Here is a 17,489-nt window from a genome sequence, read left to right as displayed (position 1 = left end):
TGGCATGCCCAAGCGAGTCCTGTTGGCGAAGCCGCGTGGTTACTGCGCGGGCGTTGATCGTGCCGTCGAGACGGTCGAGCTCGCCCTCGAGAAGTACGGCGCACCTGTCTACGTGCGCAAGGAGATCGTCCACAACAAGTACGTCGTGGAGACGCTGTCCGACCGCGGTGCCATCTTCGTCAACGAGACCGACGAGGTTCCCGAGGGCGCACTCGTGGTGTTCTCGGCGCACGGCGTGTCGCCCGCCGTGCACGAGGAAGCGGCGCAGCGGTCGTTGCGCACGATCGACGCGACGTGCCCGCTCGTGACCAAGGTCCACAAAGAAGCGGTGCGGTTCGCCAAGGAGGACTACGACATCCTCCTGATCGGCCACGAGGGCCACGAGGAGGTCGAGGGCACCGCCGGTGAGGCGCCGGACCACGTCCAGCTCGTCGACACCGCCGAGGACGCCGCGAACGTCCAGGTGCGCGACCCCGCCAAGGTCATCTGGCTGTCGCAGACGACGCTCTCGGTCGACGAGACCATGGTGCGCGTCCGGCAGCTCAAGGACCGCTTCCCCGAGCTGCAGGACCCGCCCTCGGACGACATCTGCTACGCCACCTCGAACCGCCAGACCGCGGTGAAGACGATGGCGCCGTCGTGCGACCTGGTGCTCGTCGTGGGCTCCAAGAACTCGTCCAACTCCGTCCGGCTGGTCGAGGTCGCGCTGCAGCACGGTGCCAAGGCCTCGTACCTCGTCGACTACGCCAAGGAGGTCGACCCGGCGTGGCTCGAGGGCGTCGAGACCGTCGGCGTCACGTCCGGCGCGTCGGTGCCCGACCTGCTGGTGATGGAACTGCTGAAGTACCTGGAGTCGCAGGGCTACGGCGAGGTCGAGGAGATCACGACGGCGAACGAGAAGATCGCCTTCTCGCTGCCGCGAGAGCTCCGCAAGGACCTGGTGCGCTAGAGCTGACGCGAAAGGGTCGCCGCCGATGCCGGTGGCGACCCTTTCGGTGTTCCGGGGCTTCTCAGCGGTCGTCGCGCGGCGGGCGGGGCTTGCGCTGCCCCGACGGGCGCTCGCCGCGGGCACCGTCCGGACGCGGGCGGCGGGCCGAAGCGCCCTCGGGACGCGGGCGGCGGGCCGGGGTCCCCTCGATGCGTTCGGGACGGGCGCGGCGCGGGCGGTCCTCGTCGGCTTCCTCGCGCGGCTTGCGGGCCGGCTTGGACCGGTCCTTGACCTCCGCCTTGATCTCCGCCTTGGCCTCGCGGACCTCGTCCTTCGTCGGCCGGTTCGGGTTCTTCTGCAGGATGATCCGCAGGATGCCCAGGCCGACGGTGACGGCGGTGGTGATCGCCATGACCGGGAAGCTGTCGATGAGCGGCCGGCCGAGGCCGAGCGCCATCGCGGACAGACCGCCCTTGGCCACGCCGCCGGTGAGCAGCACGAGCGTGGGCACGGTGGCGGCGAGGACCAGCGGTGGCTGCACCATCGGCCCGAACAGGCTGCGGCGCTGCACCAGCACGATCCCGGCGAGCGCGCCGGCGAAGAACACGACGATGAACGTCCAGCCGACCGTCTTGCTGGAGCTGATGTCGATGAACGCGCCGATGAACGCCGGGACGAGGGCGCACAGGATGGCCGCCCACCACGGGATTCCCCTGAACTCGCCGAAGAGGGCCCGGTAGTTCCACGGAACCGCGTCGTGGTCTTCGACGTCGTCATCGAAGGCCGATGACCGCTCGCGCAACTCACTCACGACGCACACGGTAGCCGTTCAGCCATTCGGTGTTCGTCAGTCCGCAGCTTTCTCACTCAGAAGCAACCCGCGGGCACACCGCGTGCGTTTCAAGCGGACTGTTCGTCCGCCCTTCGGACGAGGGGGAGGGGCGTGGGCGTGGCGGAGGCGTCCGTCAGCGGCTCCACGCTCGCCCGGAAGCCCTCCAGGGCGTCGAGCTCCCGGCGCCTCGCCGAGAGGAACCGCTGCAGGTGGGTGGTGGAGAGGTTGACGGCCTCGATGGCGGTGTCGGCGGCGCGGTTCGCCCGGCCCGCCTGCAGCCTGACCTGCTCGACGTCGTCGGCGAGCGCGCGTTCGGTGACCGCGAACATCGCCGAGGACGCGATCACGGCGAACCCGGTCGGGCCGCACAGGAAGACGCGGCGGTCGAGCAGCCAGCGCAGCAGTTCCGGATCGGTGTCCAGCGCGGCGACGACGGCGCCGTCGTTGGGGACGAACATGATCGTGCCGTAGATGGCGTCGGCCCAGCGCTGGTAGCCCTTGCCGGCCAGTTCGGCGGCGCGCGAACGGATGTTGCGGACGTGCACCCGCAGCGCGTCCTGGCGTTCCTGCGGGTCGTCCGTCTCGACCGCTTCCGCCCAGGTGGCCATGGACATCTTCGAGTCGACCGGGACCTGACGGCCGCCGCCGACGTTCAGGACCATGTCCGGACGGACCGCTCCGCCGCCCGCCACGTCCGTCTGCAGCGTGTAGTGGAGGTTTTCCCTCAGACCCAGTGCGCGCGCTGTCTCGACGAGCACCTGCTCGCCCAGCTCGCCGCGTCCCGAAACGCTGGAGAACGCCACCTCGTAGCGCTGGAGGGCCACCTGCTGGGCGTCGTAGCGCGCGCGTTCGGCCGCGATGGCCTGGAGCGCTTCGTCGGTGCGCCGGACGCTGTCCTGGTACAGGCGGTGGACGAAGACCAGCGCCCCGGCGCAGACGAGCGCCAGGACGAGAGAGGCGGTGATGATCACGGCGGTCACGGCACCGATGATGCTCCCCCACGGACGTTGAACTCGATCGGGTGACACGCCGGGAACCCTCCCGGAGTTTTGTCGGACCCCGTCTCTACGGTTGTGGCCATGCGGATCCTGCACACCTCCGACTGGCACGTGGGGCGGACCTTCCACGGCCGCGACCTGCTCGTCGAGCAGGAGTCGGTGCTGAGCGGCCTCGCTGACCTGGTGTCCTCCGAGAAGGTCGACGTCGTGGTCATCTCCGGCGACCTGTACGACCGGGCGGTGCCGTCGGCGGACGCGGTGGCGTTGTGCGCGCGGGTGCTCATGCGGATCAGGGCGGCCGGGGCGCGGATCGTGATCACGCCGGGCAACCACGACTCGGCGGCGCGGATCGGGGTGTTCGGGGAGTTCGCCGCGGCGGGCGGGCTGCACCTGCGCACGCAGATCTCGTCGTTGGACAAGCCCGTCGAGCTGGAGGACGAGCACGGGCCGGTCGCGGTGTACGGCATCCCGTTCCTGGAGCCGGAACCGGCGCGGCACGCGCTCGGCGTGGCGGCCAAGGGCCACGCGCCCGTGCTGACGGAGGCGATGCGGCGGATTCGCGCCGACCTGGCATCGCGTGGGGCGCGGTCCGTCGTGCTGGCCCACGCCTTCGTGACGGGCGGGGCGCCGTCGGAGTCGGAGCGCACCATCGCGGTGGGTGGCGTGCAGGACGTGTCGATGCGCGTGTTCTCGGGCGTCGACTACGTGGCTCTGGGGCACCTGCACGGGCCGCAGACGCTCGCGGACAACCTGCGGTACTCGGGCAGCCCGCTGGCGTACTCGTTCTCCGAGGCGCGGCACCGCAAGTCGGTGTGGCTGGTCGAGCTGGACGAGGGCGGGCTCGTCGGCGTCGAGCGGCGCGACCTGCCGGTGCCGAGGCGGCTGGCGACGGTGACCGGTACGTTGGCCGGCGTGCTGGAGGACCCGGCGCACAAGCCGCTGGAAGACCACTTCCTGTCCGTGGTGCTGACGGACCGGGTGCGGCCGATGGACGCCCTGCGGCAGCTGCAGAAGCGGTTCGAGCACGCGGTGCACGTGGAGTGGCGGCCGGAGCAGGGCCCGCGGCACGACATGACCTACGCGGAACGGGTGCGCGGCCGTTCCGACGAGGAGGTGGCCTGCTGCTTCGTGTCCGACGCCCGCGGGTCGGAGCCTTCCCGGGCCGAGATGGCGTTGTTGCGCGAGGCGTTCGCGTCGGTGGCGGGGGAGCAGGAGCGATGAGACTGCACCGCCTGGAGCTGACGGCGTTCGGTCCCTACCCGAAACCGGAGGCCGTCGACTTCGACGAGCTGGGTGCGGACGGGTTGTTCCTGCTGCACGGCGACACGGGCGCCGGCAAGACGACGTTGCTCGACGCGGTGGCGTTCGCGCTGTTCGGCAAGGTCCCCGGCGCGCGGGGCGACGTGAAGAAGCTCCGGTGCGAGTACGCCGATCCCGAGGTGCCGACCGAGGTGTCGCTGGAGCTCACCGTGCAGTCGCGGCGGTTCCGGATCGTGCGCTCGCCGGAGTTCGACCGGCCGAAGAAGCGCGGCGGCGGCTTCACCACGCAGCCCGCGAAGTGCTCCCTGACGTGGCTCGAGGGCTGGGACGGCGAGGGCATCACCCGCATCGACGACGTGGCGCGCGCGGTCGAGGACATGCTGGGCATGTCGTACGAGCAGTTCTTCCAGGTCGTGCTGCTGCCGCAGGGCGAGTTCGCGAAGTTCCTCCGGTCGGACACGGCCGAGCGCGAGGTGCTGCTGGAGAAGCTCTTCGGCACCGAGCGGTTCCTGGACGTGGAGAAGTGGTTCCGCGACAGGCGGCTCGCGGCCGGCCGGGTGCTGGAGGAGCGTCGTCAGGGCGCCGCGAAGCTGGTGCACCGCGTCGCCGAGGCCTCGTCCGAGGAGCCGTCCGACGAGCCCGGCTGGCTGGAGGCGGTGCTGGACCGGCTCTCCCTCGCGGTGGAGCGGGCCGAGGCGCTGTCGGAGGACACGGCGGGCGTGGCCGACGGCGCGGACGCGGTGCTGGCCCACGCCCGCGTGCAGGCCGACCAGCTGCGCCGGGTGAGGGAGGCCCGCGAGCTGCTCGCTCGTGTCGAGGCGGCCGATTCGGCGTCGTGGTTCGCCGAGCGCGATGCCGCCCGGCGTGCGATCCCCGTCGTGCCGGCGCACGCCGAGATCGCGAAGCTCCAGCAGTCCTACGAGTTCGCCGTCCGCGACGAGAGCAGGGCCGCGGAGGCGCTGGCGCGCCTGGGGTACGAGGGTTCGGCGTTGCGGGAGGACGCCGAGCGCCACCGCGAGGAGGCCGGTGGCCTGGGCGAGCTGGCGGCCGAGGCGGAACGCCAGCAGGCGGACGTGCGCAGGCTGTCGGTGCTGAAGAACTCCTCGTACCAGGTGGAACGCCGGCTGCTGGCCCTCAACGCCGAGCTGGAGGTGCTCCCCGAGCGCCTGGCCCGGTGCCGTGCCCAGCTCGACGCCGCGGTCGAGGCGTCGGGGCGGCTCGACTCGCTGAGGGCCCGTGCCGACGCGGCCGAGGCGCTGCCGGGGGCGACGCGGGCGCTGGAGCGCACCAAGAACGAGCTGCACCAAGCGATCGACGTCCACCAGAAGGCCAAGGACGTCCTGCAGCAGGTCCGCCACCAGCGCCTGGAGAACATGGCCATCGAGCTGGCCGCGGCACTCAAGCGCGGCAAGCCCTGTGCCGTCTGCGGTTCCCCGAGCCACCCCGCGCCCGCCCAGCCGATGCTGGGCGGCGTCGGCGCGACGGACGAGGAGGTGGCCGCCCGCGAGGAACAGGCCGCCCTGGAGCGCCGCCACGAGGCCGAACGGGCCGCCCACGCCGCCGAGCTGCGCATCCAAGCCTGCTGGGAGGCCCTGGGCTCCGAGGAGCCGGCCGCCGCGCTGGCCGAGCACCGCGCGGCGCTGGAGCTGGCGCGCACCCGGTCGCAGCGGCAGACGGAGTTCGTCGGTCTCGAGGCCAAGACCCGCGACCTCGCAGCGGAGAAGGGCCAGGTCGAGCAGGACCTGGTCGGCCTGCGCACGGAGCACGCGTCGCTCGTCGCGGTCGTCGAGGAACGAGGCGCCCGCCTGGACAAGGCCCGCGGCGAGCACGAGGACGTCCTGACCCGCCGCGATCACCTGCTGCGCCTGGCGAAGGCCATGGTGGAGCTGGACGAGCGCCGCAACGCCCGTGCCGCCGCCCTGGCCCGCGTGCGGGAGCAGCAGGCGTCGGTCGCCGCGCTGGCCACCGAGGCGGGCTTCGCCGACGTGGACGCCGCCCTGGCCGCCCACCGCCCGGCGGCCGATGTGCAGGCGCTGGACGAGCGCATCGCGGCCTGGGAACGCGCCCGCGCCTCCGCCCTCGCGACGCTGGAGGAGCTCGCCGAGGTCGACCCGGACGAGGAGGTCGACCTGGCCGGGGTGACGGCCCAGGCCTCCTCCGCCCGCGCCGCCGCCTCCTCCGCGGCGACGGGCCTGGCCCGTGCCCAGGCGGCCCTGGAGCGCGTGAGCGAGCTGGCCGCGCGCCTGCGCGCCGAGCGGAAGTCGCTGGAACCGCTGGAAGCCTCGTACGCCGAGCTGGACGCGTTGACGGACGTGATCAACGGCCGCGGCCAGAACTCGAAGAAGATGACCCTGCGGTCGTACGTGCTCGCGGCCCGGCTGGAGGAGGTCGCCGTGGCGGCCTCGGCCCGCCTGCACCGCATGAGCCAGGGCCGCTACAGCTTCGTGCACTCCGACTCGGCCGGAGCGCGCGGCACCCGCGGCGGCCTGAGCCTCGACGTGCTGGACGACTACTCGGGCCGGTCACGTCCCGCCAAGACGTTGTCCGGCGGCGAGTCGTTCCTGGCGTCGTTGTCGCTGGCCCTGGGCCTGGCGGACGTGGTGGCGAACGAGACGGGCGGCGCGCTTCTCGACACGTTGTTCGTCGACGAGGGCTTCGGCACGCTCGACTCCGACACGCTGGACATCGTGATGAACACGCTCGACGAGCTGCGCGCGGGCGGCCGGGTGGTCGGGCTGGTGTCGCACGTCGAGGAGCTGCGGCAGCGCATCCCGACGCGCCTGCGGGTCCGCAAGGCGCGCACCGGGTCGACGCTCGAGATGTCGCTGGGCTGACCCGGCCCCGGACGGGCGGCGGGGGAGCCCGGCCCCCGGCGCCGGAAACCGACTTCGCCGGTCAGCGCTCGTGGGCGAGCAGCCAGCGCTTCACGTCGAGACCCCAGCGGAAGCCGCCGAGGTTGCCGCCGATCCGGATGACGCGGTGGCACGGCACGAACAGCGCCGCCGAGTTGCGTGCGCACGCCGAGGCTGCGGCGCGGATGGCGGCGGGACGGCCGGACAGCTCCGCGTACTCGGAGTAGGTGACCGGTTCGCCCGCCTTGACGGTGCGCAGGACGTCCCAGGCGTGCTGCAGGAACGGGCCGGACTTCTGGCGGACCTCGACGGTGTCGATCGCGGTGAGGTCGCCCTCGTGGTAGGCGACGACGGCCTTGGTGACGTCGCCGAGGTCGGGGCGCGGGGTGATCTCGGACGGCGTCAGGGTCGCGTGGATCTGCGGCGTCAGCTTGGAGATGTCGGCGGTCCAGCCGCTCGCGAGCACGGCCCCGTCCGGCGTGACGACCGCGGTGAACGGCCCCGCCGGGGTGTCCACAGTGGACGCGTGTGCGACGCTCATCGTGTTGCTGCCTTCCTCGTCAGGTGTGCTCCGGCGTAGGAGCGCCACGGCCGCCACTCGGGGCCGTGGGAAGCCAGGTCTCGCAGGGACTTCGGCAGCACCAGCACGTCCGGTGCGCCGAGCACGCGCATGGCCACCTCGTCGGCGACATCGGCGCCGACCAGCGGTGTCAGCTCTTCGGTCAGGTCCTCCGGCGAGCGACCCACGTCGATCACGAGTCTGCCGTTCGCGAGCGCCTCGGTGACGGGGTGGTCCCCCGCCGCGTAGAGGTGGGTCAGGCCGCCGTCCGGGATCCGCAGCGGGACGCCGGTGAACGGGGCGACCAGCCGCAGCAGCGTCTCGGCGCCGTCGACGCTGCCCGCGACCCGGATGCCCGGCGTCTCGCGGACCAGCGGGCCGAGGACCGGGTCGGCGCCGAGGAACGTGTCCACGGCGACCGGGTCGGCGTCGAGGTCCAGCAGGCGGCGCACGCGGGCCACCGCCGTGCCCAGGTCGCGCACGTCGGCGAGGCGCAGCGAGCACAGGACGTGGCCGGTGGGGAACGTCAGGCGGACCGTCGCCTCGCCGTGGGGCAGCGAGAGCGTCCGCGCGTAGGAGTCGGCGGTCACCTCCTCCACGCCGGGCAGCGCGTGCGCCCGGAAGTGGGCGAGGAGGCCCGTGGCGTCGAACGGCGGCCGGTACGGCAGGCGCAGCACGATCCGGCCGGGGGTGCCGACCGGGGCCTTGCCGCGGCCGCGCATCTGCGACGGTGTCGAGGCGAACACCATGCGGATGGTGTCGTTGAACTGGCGCACCGACGCGAAGCCCGCCGCGAACGCGATGTCGGCGAACGGCAGTTCGGTCGTCTCGATCAGCAACCGCGCCGCGTGGGCGCGGTGGGCCCTGGCCAGCGCCAGCGGACCGGCCCCCAGTTCGGCGGTCAGCACGCGGGTGAGGTGGCGTTCCGAGTAGCCGAGCTTCGCCGCGAGCCCGCAGACGCCGTCGCGTTCGACGACGCCGTCGCTGATCAGGCGCATCGCCCGGCCCGCGAGGTCCGCCCGCAGGTCCCACTCCGGCGAGCCGGGGGTGGCGTCCGGCAGGCACCGGCGGCAGGCGCGGAAGCCCGCCGACTGCGCGGCCGCCGCCGTCAGGAAGAACCGGCTGTTGCGGCGCTTGGGGGTCACCGCGGGGCACGAGGGCCGGCAGTAGATGCCGGTCGTGCGCACCGCGTGGATGAAGCACCCGTCGAAACGGGCGTCACGTGCGGAGCACACCCGGTACGCGTGTTCTTCGTCGATGACCATGCCACCGATCCTGCCAGCGGGAACGGGCAATGGCTCGCGGGAATCGGACACGACCGTCGCCTGCCGTAGACTCGTCGCTCGTGAGTTTGACCCTCGGTATCGTCGGCCTGCCCAACGTCGGCAAGTCCACCCTGTTCAATGCGCTGACGCGCAACGACGTGCTCGCCGCGAACTACCCGTTCGCGACCATCGAGCCGAACGTGGGCGTCGTGCCGCTGCCGGACGCGCGCCTCACCAGGCTCGCCGAGATCTTCGGCTCCGAGCGCGAGGTGCCCGCCGTGGTGTCGTTCGTCGACATCGCGGGCATCGTGAAGGGCGCGTCGGAGGGCGAGGGCCTCGGCAACAAGTTCCTCGCGAACATCCGCGAAGCGAACGCCATCTGCCAGGTCATCCGCGTCTTCGACGACCCGGACGTCGTGCACGTCGACGGCCGCGTCGATCCGTCGAGCGACATCGAGACGATCAACACCGAGCTGATCCTCGCCGACCTCCAGACCCTCGAGAAGGCCATCCCGAGGATCGAGAAGGAGGCGCGGATGCAGAAGGACCGCCGCGCCGCCCTCGAGAACGCGAAGAAGGCCAAGGACCTCCTCGACTCGGGGCGCACGCTGTTCTCGGCGCAGTCCGAAGTGGACGGCGAACTGCTGCGCGAGCTCTCCCTGCTCACCACCAAGCCGTTCCTCTACGTCTTCAACGCCGACGAGGGCGTCCTGACCGACGAGGCCCGTCGGAAGGAGCTGCGCGAGCTCGTCGCCCCCGCCGACGCGGTGTTCCTCGACGCCAAGGTCGAATCGGAACTGCTGGAGCTCGACGAGTCCGAAGCGCTGGAGCTGCTGGAGTCGATCGGCCAGTCCGAGCCGGGCCTGCACGCCCTCGCCCGCGCCGGCTTCCACACCCTCGGCCTGCAGACCTACCTCACCGCGGGTCCGAAGGAGGCGCGCGCCTGGACGATCCCGCAGGGCGCCACCGCTCCGCAGGCCGCCGGCGTGATCCACACGGACTTCGAGAAGGGCTTCATCAAGGCCGAGGTCGTGTCGTTCGACGACCTGGTCGCCTCGGGTTCGAAGGCCGACGCGAAGGCGGCGGGCAAGGTCCGCATGGAGGGCAAGGACTACGTCATGGCCGACGGCGACGTGGTGGAGTTCCGCTTCAACGTCTGACGGACGCTCGCGAAAGGCACCTTCCGCGCGGAAGGTGCCTTTCGCGCGTTTTCCGCGGGAGAGGCCAGGCGGGGGACGTGGACCCGGTAGGCGGCGCGGCTCCTCGGTGAGACCGAAGCGCTACGAGCCGAGACCACACCTCAGCCGCGAGAGAAGGGCCTGAGGGAGCGCCTTGCTGAGCCTGGCGTTGGGGAAGCCGGTGAGGCGCTGCGGCTGGACCTGTCACGCATCAACTCAGCCACCTGGAATCAGTCGCTCCAAGTGCACGCGCGAATGCGGTGGGCAATCACCGATGGCGAAAGCGCAGCTGACGCGAAAGCCTTTGCCGCCGAAGCGTTCCGGAACCGCGGGGTGGAGGTGCGCCCGCCCGGTTTGTATCGGCGACGAATCTTTGATGGAAGGTTTGTACCGACCTCCGTGGGGTAGCCAGAGTTCAGGTTTCCCCACCTGGAGGTTGCAATGATCGTCCTCGGTCTGATTCTGCTCGTCGTCGGATGGCTGGCCGGTATCAGCATCCTGACGACGCTGGGCGTGGTGCTGCTGGTCATCGGCGCGATCCTGGCCGTCCTCGGCGCGGTCGGCAAGCCGATCGGTGGGCGCGCGCACTACTTCTAAAAGCCGCTCCACCCCTCGGAAGCGGTGAACGAAGAAGGGGGAGCCTCCACTGTGGAGGCTCCCCCTTCTTCATGTCTCACAACGTTCACACGTTGTTCTTGGCCCGTGCGGCGGCGGCGAACACGCCGAAGGCGACCCCCAGCATGGCCAGAGCGGCGACAGCGGCAACAACAAGATCAACTGACATGGTCGAAAAAACTCCCTCTTGCGATCTTCCCCGTCCGTTATGACGCCGGGGTACCCCAGAACGTTGCCTCGGGTAACGTTTTCGGGGTGAAACTCCGTGCTGTGGAAGCGCGTGTGCTCTCCGTAGCACCGTGGCTGCTCGCGTTGTCCGTCGCCGGGCACCTGTTCATGGTCGCGTTCCAGGCGAAGATGACCATGATCGACCTGCTCGTCTACCGCAACGGATCGCCGCACCTGTTCTCCGGCGACCTCTACGAGTGGCGGCTCGACCAGTATGCGGACGTGTTCCCGCTGCCGTTCACCTACCCGCCGTTCGCGGCCGCGATCTTCACGCCGATGAGCTGGGTGCCGTGGGAGGCGTCGCGCTGGATCTGGCAGCTGATCTGCCTGGGGTGCCTGTACTTCATCGTGCGCACCAGTCTGAAGCTGCTCCGGCTGCCGGACCCGCGCCGCGCCATGATGTGGACCGCGCTGACGCTGTGGATCGAGCCGGTCCGCACCACGCTCAACTACGGTCAGATCAACCTGGTGCTGGTCGCGATCCTGATCGGCACGCTCGCCAGCGCGCGGAACTGGGTCGGCGGCGCCGGCGTCGGGTTCGCCGCGGGCATCAAGCTCACGCCCGCGATCTCCGGGCTGTACTTCCTCGTCCAGCGCCGGTGGATGGCCGCTGTGTGGTCGTTCGTCGCCTTCGCCGCGGTGTACGGGATCGGGTGGGCCATCTCACCGTCCCAGTCGGACAAGTTCTGGTTCCAGCTGCTCGGTGACGCGAGCCGGGTCGGCCCGGTCGGCAGCGCGATCAACCAGTCGCTGCGCGGAGCGCTCAGCCGCACGGTCGGCTACGACGTCAAGACGGGGCCGGTCTACATCGTCGCCGTGCTCGTCGCCGCCGCGCTGACGTGGTTCGCGGTCAGCAGGACCAGGGACGTGCTGGCGTTGATCGTGAGCGTGCAGATGCTCGGCCTGCTCGTCTCGCCGATCTCGTGGAGCCACCACTGGGTGTGGATGGTGCCCGCGCTGCTCTGGCTCGTCCACGAGGGCGGACACCTGCTCTGCAAGATCACCGCCGGGCTGTGGGTGCTGCTGACCGGCGGCTACCTGATCTCGTTCCTGCTGCTGGCCCAGCCGAACATCTGGGACTTCCCGCGGCCGTGGGTCTTCGTGGTGCTCGGCTGGGGCTATCCGGCCGCGGGCGTGCTCACGCTGGTCGCGATCGGGCTGGCGGCCCGGCGCGAGCGCACCGAGCCGCGCCCCGGTGGCGAGGAAGCCGCCGACGGCGAACCCAGCAGGGTCGCCGGCTGAGGCCTCCCGACCGGGTCAGCCCAGGGCGTCCAGGACCCCGTCGATCTCCTCGGCGAGGGACACGTCCAGTGCGGTGATTCCTCCCTTGTAGTGCGTGCTCAGGCGGAATGTCAGCGTCTTGTACCGGATGTCGATGTCCGGGTGGTGGTTGTCGTTCTCGGCGATCTCCGCGACCCGGTTCACGACCATGATCGCCTGGGAGAAGCTCGGCAGCTCCACGGTCTTCACCAGTGCCGCGTCCTGGGGGCACCAGCCGGGGAGTTTGGGGAGCAGGTCGTCCAACTGATCGTCGCTCAACAGCTCGGCCATGTCCTGATCGTCCCACCACGTCACGTAGGCTGCGCGTTCACCACGGGAGTCCGGTGAAGCGCCGGGCTGAGAGGAGGGCTCGCAAGCCCTCGACCGTCCACCTGATCCGGGTCATACCGGCGTAGGGAGAGGTTTGACGTGAGAAGGATTTTGGCTGTTTGCGCTGCTCTGGTGCTGGCCGGGTGCTCGGCCGGCACCTCGACCGCACCGCAGTCGCGCGAGGTCACGCTGGTGACCCACGACTCGTTCGCGGTCAAGCAGGAGGTGCTGGACGAGTTCCAGAAGTCCTCGGGCATCACCGTGAAGCAGCTCGCGAGCGGCGACGCGGGCGAGCTGACGAACAAGCTGGTGCTCACCAAGGCGAACCCGATCGGTGACGTGGCGTTCGGCGTCGACTCGACCTTCGCCTCGCGCGCGTTGAGCGAGGGCGTCTTCGCCGAGTACGCCTCGCCGGAGGCCTCGAAGGGCGCCCAGCGGTACAAGGCGGACGACTCGAACCGCCTGCAGGCCGTCGACGTCGGTGACGTGTGCCTCAACATCGATCCGGCCAAGCTCGGCGGGGTCGAGCCGAAGTCGTACGAGGACCTGGTCGACCCGAAGTTCAAGGACAAGCTGGTCGTCGAGAACCCGGCCACGTCCTCGCCCGGCCTCGCCTTCCTGCTCGGCACGATCGCGAAGTTCGGCGAGAACGGCTGGCAGGAGTACTGGACCAAGCTCAAGGCCAACGGCGTCAAGGTCGTGAGCGGCTGGGAAGAGGCCTACAACCAGGAGTTCTCCGCCACCAAGGGCGACCGGCCGATCGTCGTGTCGTACGCGTCGTCGCCGTCGGCCGAGGGCGGCAAGACCAAGGCCGTGCTCGACACCTGCTACCGCCAGGTCGAGTACGCCGGCGTGCTGTCCGGCGCGAAGAACCCGGAGGACGCCGAGAAGGTCCTCGACTTCCTGCTCGGCGAGGCGTTCCAGGCCCAGGTGGCCGAGCAGATGTACGTCTACCCCTCGCGCGAGGGCGTCGCGCTGCCCGAGTCCTGGGCCGAGGACGCCCCGCTGCCGTCTTCGCCGCAGTCGTTGCCCGCCGAGAAGGTCAAGGACAACCGCGAAGCGTGGGTCGAGCAGTGGCGCAAGCTCGTGCAGGGCTGAGCTCGCGCACGGGGTGGTCGGCGGCGGCGCTGCTGCCGCTGGCCTTCCTGGGACTGTTCTTCGCGTGGCCCGTGCTGGCGATCGTGTCGCTCGGGCTGCGTGAAGGCGGTGTCCTGGAGGCGGTCTTCGAGGGCGACACCTGGGAGCTCGCCGGCTTCACCCTCGGGCAGGCCCTGGCGTCGACGATCGTGGCGGTCGTCGCCGGGATGCCGCTCGCGTTCGTGCTGGCGCGGTGCCGGATCCGCGGGCTCGGGCTGGTGCGTGCCGCCGTGATGGTGCCGTTCGTGCTGCCGACCGTCGTGGTGGGCCTGGCCTTCCGGACGTTCTGGCCGGACGGCGGGGTGCTGCCGATCGTGCTGGCGAACGCCTTCTTCAACGTCGCCGTGGTCGCGCGGACCGTCGGCGGGCTGTGGGCGCACACCGATCGGCGGGCCGAGGACGCGGCACGGGCGCTGGGGGCGTCACGCCCGCGGGCGTTCCTGTCGGTGGTGCTGCCGGCGCTCGCGCCCGCGATCGGGTCGGCCGCGGCGGTCGTGTTCCTGTTCTGCGCCACGAGCTTCGGCGTCGTGCTGGTGCTCGGCGGCTCGCGGTACCGGACGCTGGAGACCGAGATCTACCTGCGGACGGTCGAGCTGTTCGACCTGTCCGGGGCGGCTGCCCTGTCGCTGCTGCAGTTCGCCGCCGTGCTGGTGGTGCTCGTGCTGGGCGCGCTCGCCCGGCGCCGGCGGGAGACCGCTCTGGCGCTGCGCGGCAGGGAAGAGCTGGCCCGGCGGCCCGCCGGTGGCGAGTGGTACGTCGTCGGGGCCGCGTTCGCCGTGGTGGTCGCGTTGCTGACGCCGGTCGTGGGCCTGGTGACCCGGTCGCTGTCCACCCGGGACGGCTGGAGCCTCGCCGGGTACGTGGCGCTGAACACCCGCGGCGACCGGGGCACGCTGGCGGTGACCGGCATCGACGCCGCCGTGAACTCGCTGCGGACGGCCTTCGACGCGACGCTCGTGGCACTGGTGGTCGGGGTGTTCTCGGCCGTGGTGCTGGTGGGGTTGCGGCGATCCGGTGCGCGTTTCGCCGAGGTGCTCGACACGGCGCTGATGCTGCCGCTCGGGGTGTCCGCGGTGACGGTCGGCTTCGGCTACCTGATCACCATGGACGCGTTGCCCGGCGACTTCCGCACCTCGCCGATGCTGGTGCCGCTGGCGCAGGCGCTGGTGGTGACGCCGCTGGTCGTGCGGATGGTGCTGCCGGTGCTGCGGGCCGTCGACGAACGGCTGCGGCAGGCGGCGGCGGCGCTGGGGGCCTCGCCCTCCCGGGTGTGGCGCGAGGTCGACCTGCCGCTGGTCGGACGGTCCCTGGTGGCGGCGGCCGGGTTCGGGTACGTGGTGGCGCTGGGGGAGTTCGGGGCGACGAGCTTCCTGGCCCGGCCGGACGCGCCGACGCTGCCGGTGGTGATCGCACGGCTGATGTCGCGGCCGGGGGAGTTGAACAGCCAGATGGCCTACGCGGCGTGCGCGCTGCTGATGGTCGTGACGGTCGGGTGCGTCCTGCTGATCGAGCGGTTGCGCGTGCCGAGCAGCGGGGAGTTCTGATGGCGCTGGAGCTGGACTCGATCACCGTCCGGTATGGACGGACGACGGCGGTCTCGGACGTGTCGCTCTCCGTGCGGGACGGCGAGGTCGTGGCGTTGCTCGGGCCGTCGGGGTGCGGCAAGTCGACGCTGCTGCGCACGGTCGCGGGGCTGGAGAAGCCCTCGTCCGGTGCCGTGCGGTGGGATGGCGCCGACCTGGCCGGCGTCCCGGTGCACCGGCGCGAGTTCGGTCTGGTGTTCCAGGACGGGCAGCTGTTCCCGCACCGCACGGTCGCCGGGAACGTGGCGTTCGGCCTGCGGATGAAGAAGGTCGAGCGCGAGGCGCGGGACAAGCGCGTGCTGTCGCTGCTCGAGCTCGTCGGCCTCGAGGGCTATGCCGATCGCCGGGTCACGCAGCTGTCCGGTGGGGAGCAGCAACGGGTGGCGCTGGCACGCGCGCTGGCGCCGTCACCGCGGTTGCTGCTGCTGGACGAGCCGCTCTCGGCGCTGGACCGGGCGTTGCGCGAGCAGCTCGCGGTCGACCTGGCGCGGCTGCTGCGGGAGGCGGCCACGACGGCGCTGGTCGTGACGCACGACCACGACGAGGCGTTCACGCTGGCCGACCGGGTGGCGATCATGTCGCGCGGCCGGATCGTGCAGGTCGGCCCGCCCGCCGAGGTGTGGTCGTCGCCGGTGGACGTCGAGACGGCGAAGTTCCTGGGCTGCAGCAGGTTCGTGCCCGGCTCGTTCGTCGGGCTGGACGTCGAACGGGTCGGGTTGCGCGCCACGGCGCTGCGGGTCGACTCCGAGGGTCTGCTGGAGGGCACGGTGCTGGAGCGGGTGCACCGGCGCGACCACGTGCGGTTGCTCGTGGAGATCGGCGGCGAGGAGTACGAGGCCGTGGGGCCGGTGTCGGTCGGGGACCGCGTGCGGCTCGCAATCGACTTGGACGGCGTCGCGCGCGTCGGGTAGGCATTGAGCCCTATGGGACTTCTCGAGGGACGAGTAGCGCTGGTCACCGGCGTGAGCAGGCGGCAGGGCATCGGCTACGCGATCGCGTCCCGGCTGCGCGGGATGGGTGCCGAGGTGTTCGTGCAGCACCACGTCCCGCACGACGAGGCGCAGCCGTGGGGCGCGGACTCCGTGGACGAGGTGCTGGCCGGTGTCGGCGCTCAGGGGCTGGGCGTGGACCTGGCCGACCCCGAAGGGCCGGAACGGCTGGTGGCCGCGGCCGTCGAGGCGTTCGGACGCGTCGACGTGCTGGTGTGCAACCACGCGCGGTCCGGCGGCGACGGGTCGCTGGCCGAGGTGGACGCCGAGATGCTCGACGGGCACCACGCGGTGAACACGCGCTCGTCGATCCTGCTGGCGCAAGCGTTTGCGCGCAGGTGGGAGGGACGTGAGGGCGGTCGGGTCGTGTTCCTGACGTCCGGGCAGAACCTCGGGCCGATGCCCGGCGAGGTCGCCTACGCGGCGTCGAAGGGTGCCCTCGCGGCGATCGTGGCGACGCTGTCGCACGAGCTGGCGGACCGGGGCATCACCGTCAACGCCGTGAACCCCGGCCCGACCGACACGGGGTGGGCCGGACCGGAGCTCGCGGACTTCGTGAACGAGCGAATGCCGTTGAAGCGCTGGGGTCAGCCGGACGACGCCGCCCGGCTGATCTCCTGGCTCTGCACCGGCGACGCCGCCTGGATCACCGGTCAGGTGATCAACAGCGAGGGCGGGTTCCGGCGCTAGTTGTCCTTCGTGATGAGGCGCATCGCGGCCAGGCCCGTGCCGATCAGCAGGTAGCAGCCCGCGAGCAGGGTGCTGTCCCAGATCTGGTCGAGCGGGACCGGGTCGCGCATCACGTCGATCAGGCCGGGGAAGCCCGTCGTGATCAGGAACGGGTGCAGCCAGTCCAGCGACGAGAACTGCCCCAGCACCTGGAACACGATGATCGTCGTCATGGTCGCCGCCTGCACCACCAGCGGGTGCTCGGTGGCGGCCGAGACGGCGAGGGCGACGGCGCCGATCGACACCATCTGGAACGTCACGAGGACGACGAACAACGCGATGCGCAGCAGGCCCTCACCGGTGTCCAGCGTGGTGCCCGACAGCGTCATCATGCCGTCGGTGCCGAGGAACGCCGTGCCCGCGATGATGCCGACGACGGCCATCAGCGTGACGGCGAACAACGACATCGCGGCGAGCCCGAACAGCTTCACGAACAGCAGCCGCACGCGGGACACCGGTGCGACCAGCAGGCCGCGCAACGTGCCGTGCTGGGCCTCGCCCGCCAGGCCGTCCGCCGCCCAGATCGACGCCACCAGCGGCAGCAGCAGGTTGAGCGACAGGAACAACGTGAAGATCGGCACGACCATGCCGTTGCCCTGCAGGATGGCCCCGAGCCCGGGAGGCCCGCCGCCCTCGTCCTCGCCGGCGGTCCAGATGCCGAAGCTGATGACGATCGGCACCAGCACCAGGCCGAACAGGCCGATGAGCGTGCGAGGCCTGCGCAGCATCCAGCGCACCTCGGAACC

General features: G+C 71.3%; 16 protein-coding genes and 1 riboswitch. Of the genes, 10 read left to right on the top strand and 6 right to left on the bottom strand.

All coding sequences use genetic code 11. The features are described 5' to 3' along the window. The first annotated feature begins 4 nt into the window (after positions 1-4). Positions 5-949, top strand: coding sequence for a 4-hydroxy-3-methylbut-2-enyl diphosphate reductase (locus BLQ91_RS23465; RefSeq protein ID WP_176959917.1), 945 nt, complete (start codon positions 5-7; stop codon positions 947-949). Positions 950-1,010: 61 nt separating this feature from the next. On the opposite strand, the gene BLQ91_RS23460 is transcribed toward BLQ91_RS23465, so the two are convergent. Together BLQ91_RS23460 and BLQ91_RS23455 are read right to left on the bottom strand one after the other, a co-directional pair. Beyond that, a complete protein-coding gene (locus tag BLQ91_RS23460) occupies positions 1,011-1,739 on the bottom strand; it encodes a DUF6542 domain-containing protein (RefSeq protein ID WP_245733765.1) in 729 nt (242 codons plus the stop codon). A gap of 89 nt (positions 1,740-1,828) precedes the next feature. Further along, positions 1,829-2,740, bottom strand: a complete 912-nt coding sequence (locus BLQ91_RS23455; protein ID WP_090099815.1) for a DNA recombination protein RmuC — start codon at positions 2,738-2,740, stop codon at positions 1,829-1,831. 99 nt (positions 2,741-2,839) lie between these two features. Here BLQ91_RS23455 and BLQ91_RS23450 point away from each other — a divergent pair, with 99 nt between their 5' ends. Then, positions 2,840-3,979 (top strand): exonuclease SbcCD subunit D, encoded by a 1,140-nt coding sequence (locus tag BLQ91_RS23450; protein WP_090100027.1) that lies wholly within the window; start codon positions 2,840-2,842, stop codon positions 3,977-3,979. Then, positions 3,976-6,852, top strand: coding sequence for an AAA family ATPase (locus BLQ91_RS23445; RefSeq protein ID WP_090099813.1), 2,877 nt, complete (start codon positions 3,976-3,978; stop codon positions 6,850-6,852). The genes BLQ91_RS23450 and BLQ91_RS23445 overlap by 4 nt, the downstream gene beginning before the upstream one ends. Positions 6,853-6,913: 61 nt before the next feature. On the opposite strand, the gene BLQ91_RS23440 is transcribed toward BLQ91_RS23445, so the two are convergent. After that, positions 6,914-7,411: a methylated-DNA--[protein]-cysteine S-methyltransferase gene (locus BLQ91_RS23440; RefSeq protein WP_090099811.1), complete on the bottom strand. Its 498-nt coding sequence runs from the start codon at positions 7,409-7,411 to the stop codon at positions 6,914-6,916. Beyond that, entirely contained in the window at positions 7,408-8,694 is a 1,287-nt protein-coding gene (locus BLQ91_RS23435; RefSeq protein WP_090099809.1) for a bifunctional transcriptional activator/DNA repair enzyme AdaA, read from the bottom strand. Before BLQ91_RS23435 ends, BLQ91_RS23440 begins: the two co-directional genes overlap by 4 nt. An 80-nt stretch (positions 8,695-8,774) precedes the next feature. On the opposite strand from BLQ91_RS23435, the gene ychF reads away from it, so the two are divergent. The 3 genes from ychF to BLQ91_RS23420 all read left to right on the top strand — a co-directional run bounded on the left by ychF (position 8,775) and on the right by BLQ91_RS23420 (position 11,957). After that, a complete protein-coding gene (gene ychF, locus BLQ91_RS23430) occupies positions 8,775-9,854 on the top strand; it encodes a redox-regulated ATPase YchF (protein WP_090099807.1) in 1,080 nt (359 codons plus the stop codon). Positions 9,855-10,313: 459 nt separating this feature from the next. Continuing rightward, the gene (locus BLQ91_RS41575; protein ID WP_090007203.1) at positions 10,314-10,469 is read left to right on the top strand and encodes a DUF6131 family protein; all 156 of its coding nucleotides are present in this window, start codon (positions 10,314-10,316) and stop codon (positions 10,467-10,469) included. A gap of 273 nt (positions 10,470-10,742) precedes the next feature. Continuing rightward, positions 10,743-11,957: a mannosyltransferase gene (locus BLQ91_RS23420; protein WP_090099805.1), complete on the top strand. Its 1,215-nt coding sequence runs from the start codon at positions 10,743-10,745 to the stop codon at positions 11,955-11,957. Between the two features lie 15 nt (positions 11,958-11,972). On the opposite strand, the gene BLQ91_RS23415 is transcribed toward BLQ91_RS23420, so the two are convergent. Next, positions 11,973-12,266, bottom strand: coding sequence for a 4a-hydroxytetrahydrobiopterin dehydratase (locus BLQ91_RS23415; protein WP_090099803.1), 294 nt, complete (start codon positions 12,264-12,266; stop codon positions 11,973-11,975). 32 nt (positions 12,267-12,298) lie between these two features. Further along, positions 12,299-12,411, top strand: a riboswitch (TPP riboswitch). Between BLQ91_RS23415 and BLQ91_RS23410 the strand changes: the two genes are divergently transcribed. The 4 genes from BLQ91_RS23410 to BLQ91_RS23395 all read left to right on the top strand — a co-directional run bounded on the left by BLQ91_RS23410 (position 12,405) and on the right by BLQ91_RS23395 (position 16,704). Beyond that, complete coding sequence (locus BLQ91_RS23410) at positions 12,405-13,403, top strand: thiamine ABC transporter substrate-binding protein (RefSeq protein ID WP_090099800.1); 999 nt, start codon at positions 12,405-12,407, stop codon at positions 13,401-13,403. (Overlaps the previous riboswitch by 7 nt.) Next, positions 13,379-14,986 carry an ABC transporter permease gene (locus BLQ91_RS23405; RefSeq protein ID WP_425412529.1) on the top strand — a complete coding sequence of 536 codons (1,608 nt, stop codon included), beginning with the start codon at positions 13,379-13,381 and terminating at the stop codon, positions 14,984-14,986. Before BLQ91_RS23410 ends, BLQ91_RS23405 begins: the two co-directional genes overlap by 25 nt. Beyond that, complete coding sequence (locus tag BLQ91_RS23400) at positions 14,986-15,936, top strand: ABC transporter ATP-binding protein (RefSeq protein WP_090099798.1); 951 nt, start codon at positions 14,986-14,988, stop codon at positions 15,934-15,936. The genes BLQ91_RS23405 and BLQ91_RS23400 overlap by 1 nt, the downstream gene beginning before the upstream one ends. A 12-nt stretch (positions 15,937-15,948) precedes the next feature. Beyond that, on the top strand, positions 15,949-16,704 hold the full coding sequence (locus BLQ91_RS23395; protein ID WP_090099796.1) for an SDR family oxidoreductase: 756 nt from the start codon (positions 15,949-15,951) through the stop codon (positions 16,702-16,704). On the opposite strand, the gene BLQ91_RS23390 is transcribed toward BLQ91_RS23395, so the two are convergent. Beyond that, entirely contained in the window at positions 16,701-17,471 is a 771-nt protein-coding gene (locus BLQ91_RS23390) for an ABC transporter permease (RefSeq protein ID WP_245733764.1), read from the bottom strand. The two genes, BLQ91_RS23395 and BLQ91_RS23390, sit on opposite strands and share 4 nt — an antisense overlap. Between the last annotated feature and the right edge of the window lie 18 nt (positions 17,472-17,489).

The sequence above is a fragment of the Lentzea jiangxiensis genome (genome assembly GCF_900104175.1).
Lineage (GTDB): Bacteria > Actinomycetota > Actinomycetes > Mycobacteriales > Pseudonocardiaceae > Lentzea > Lentzea jiangxiensis.
The sequence above is the reverse complement of the archived record's forward strand: the minus strand, read 5'-3'. Positions and strand labels throughout refer to the sequence as shown.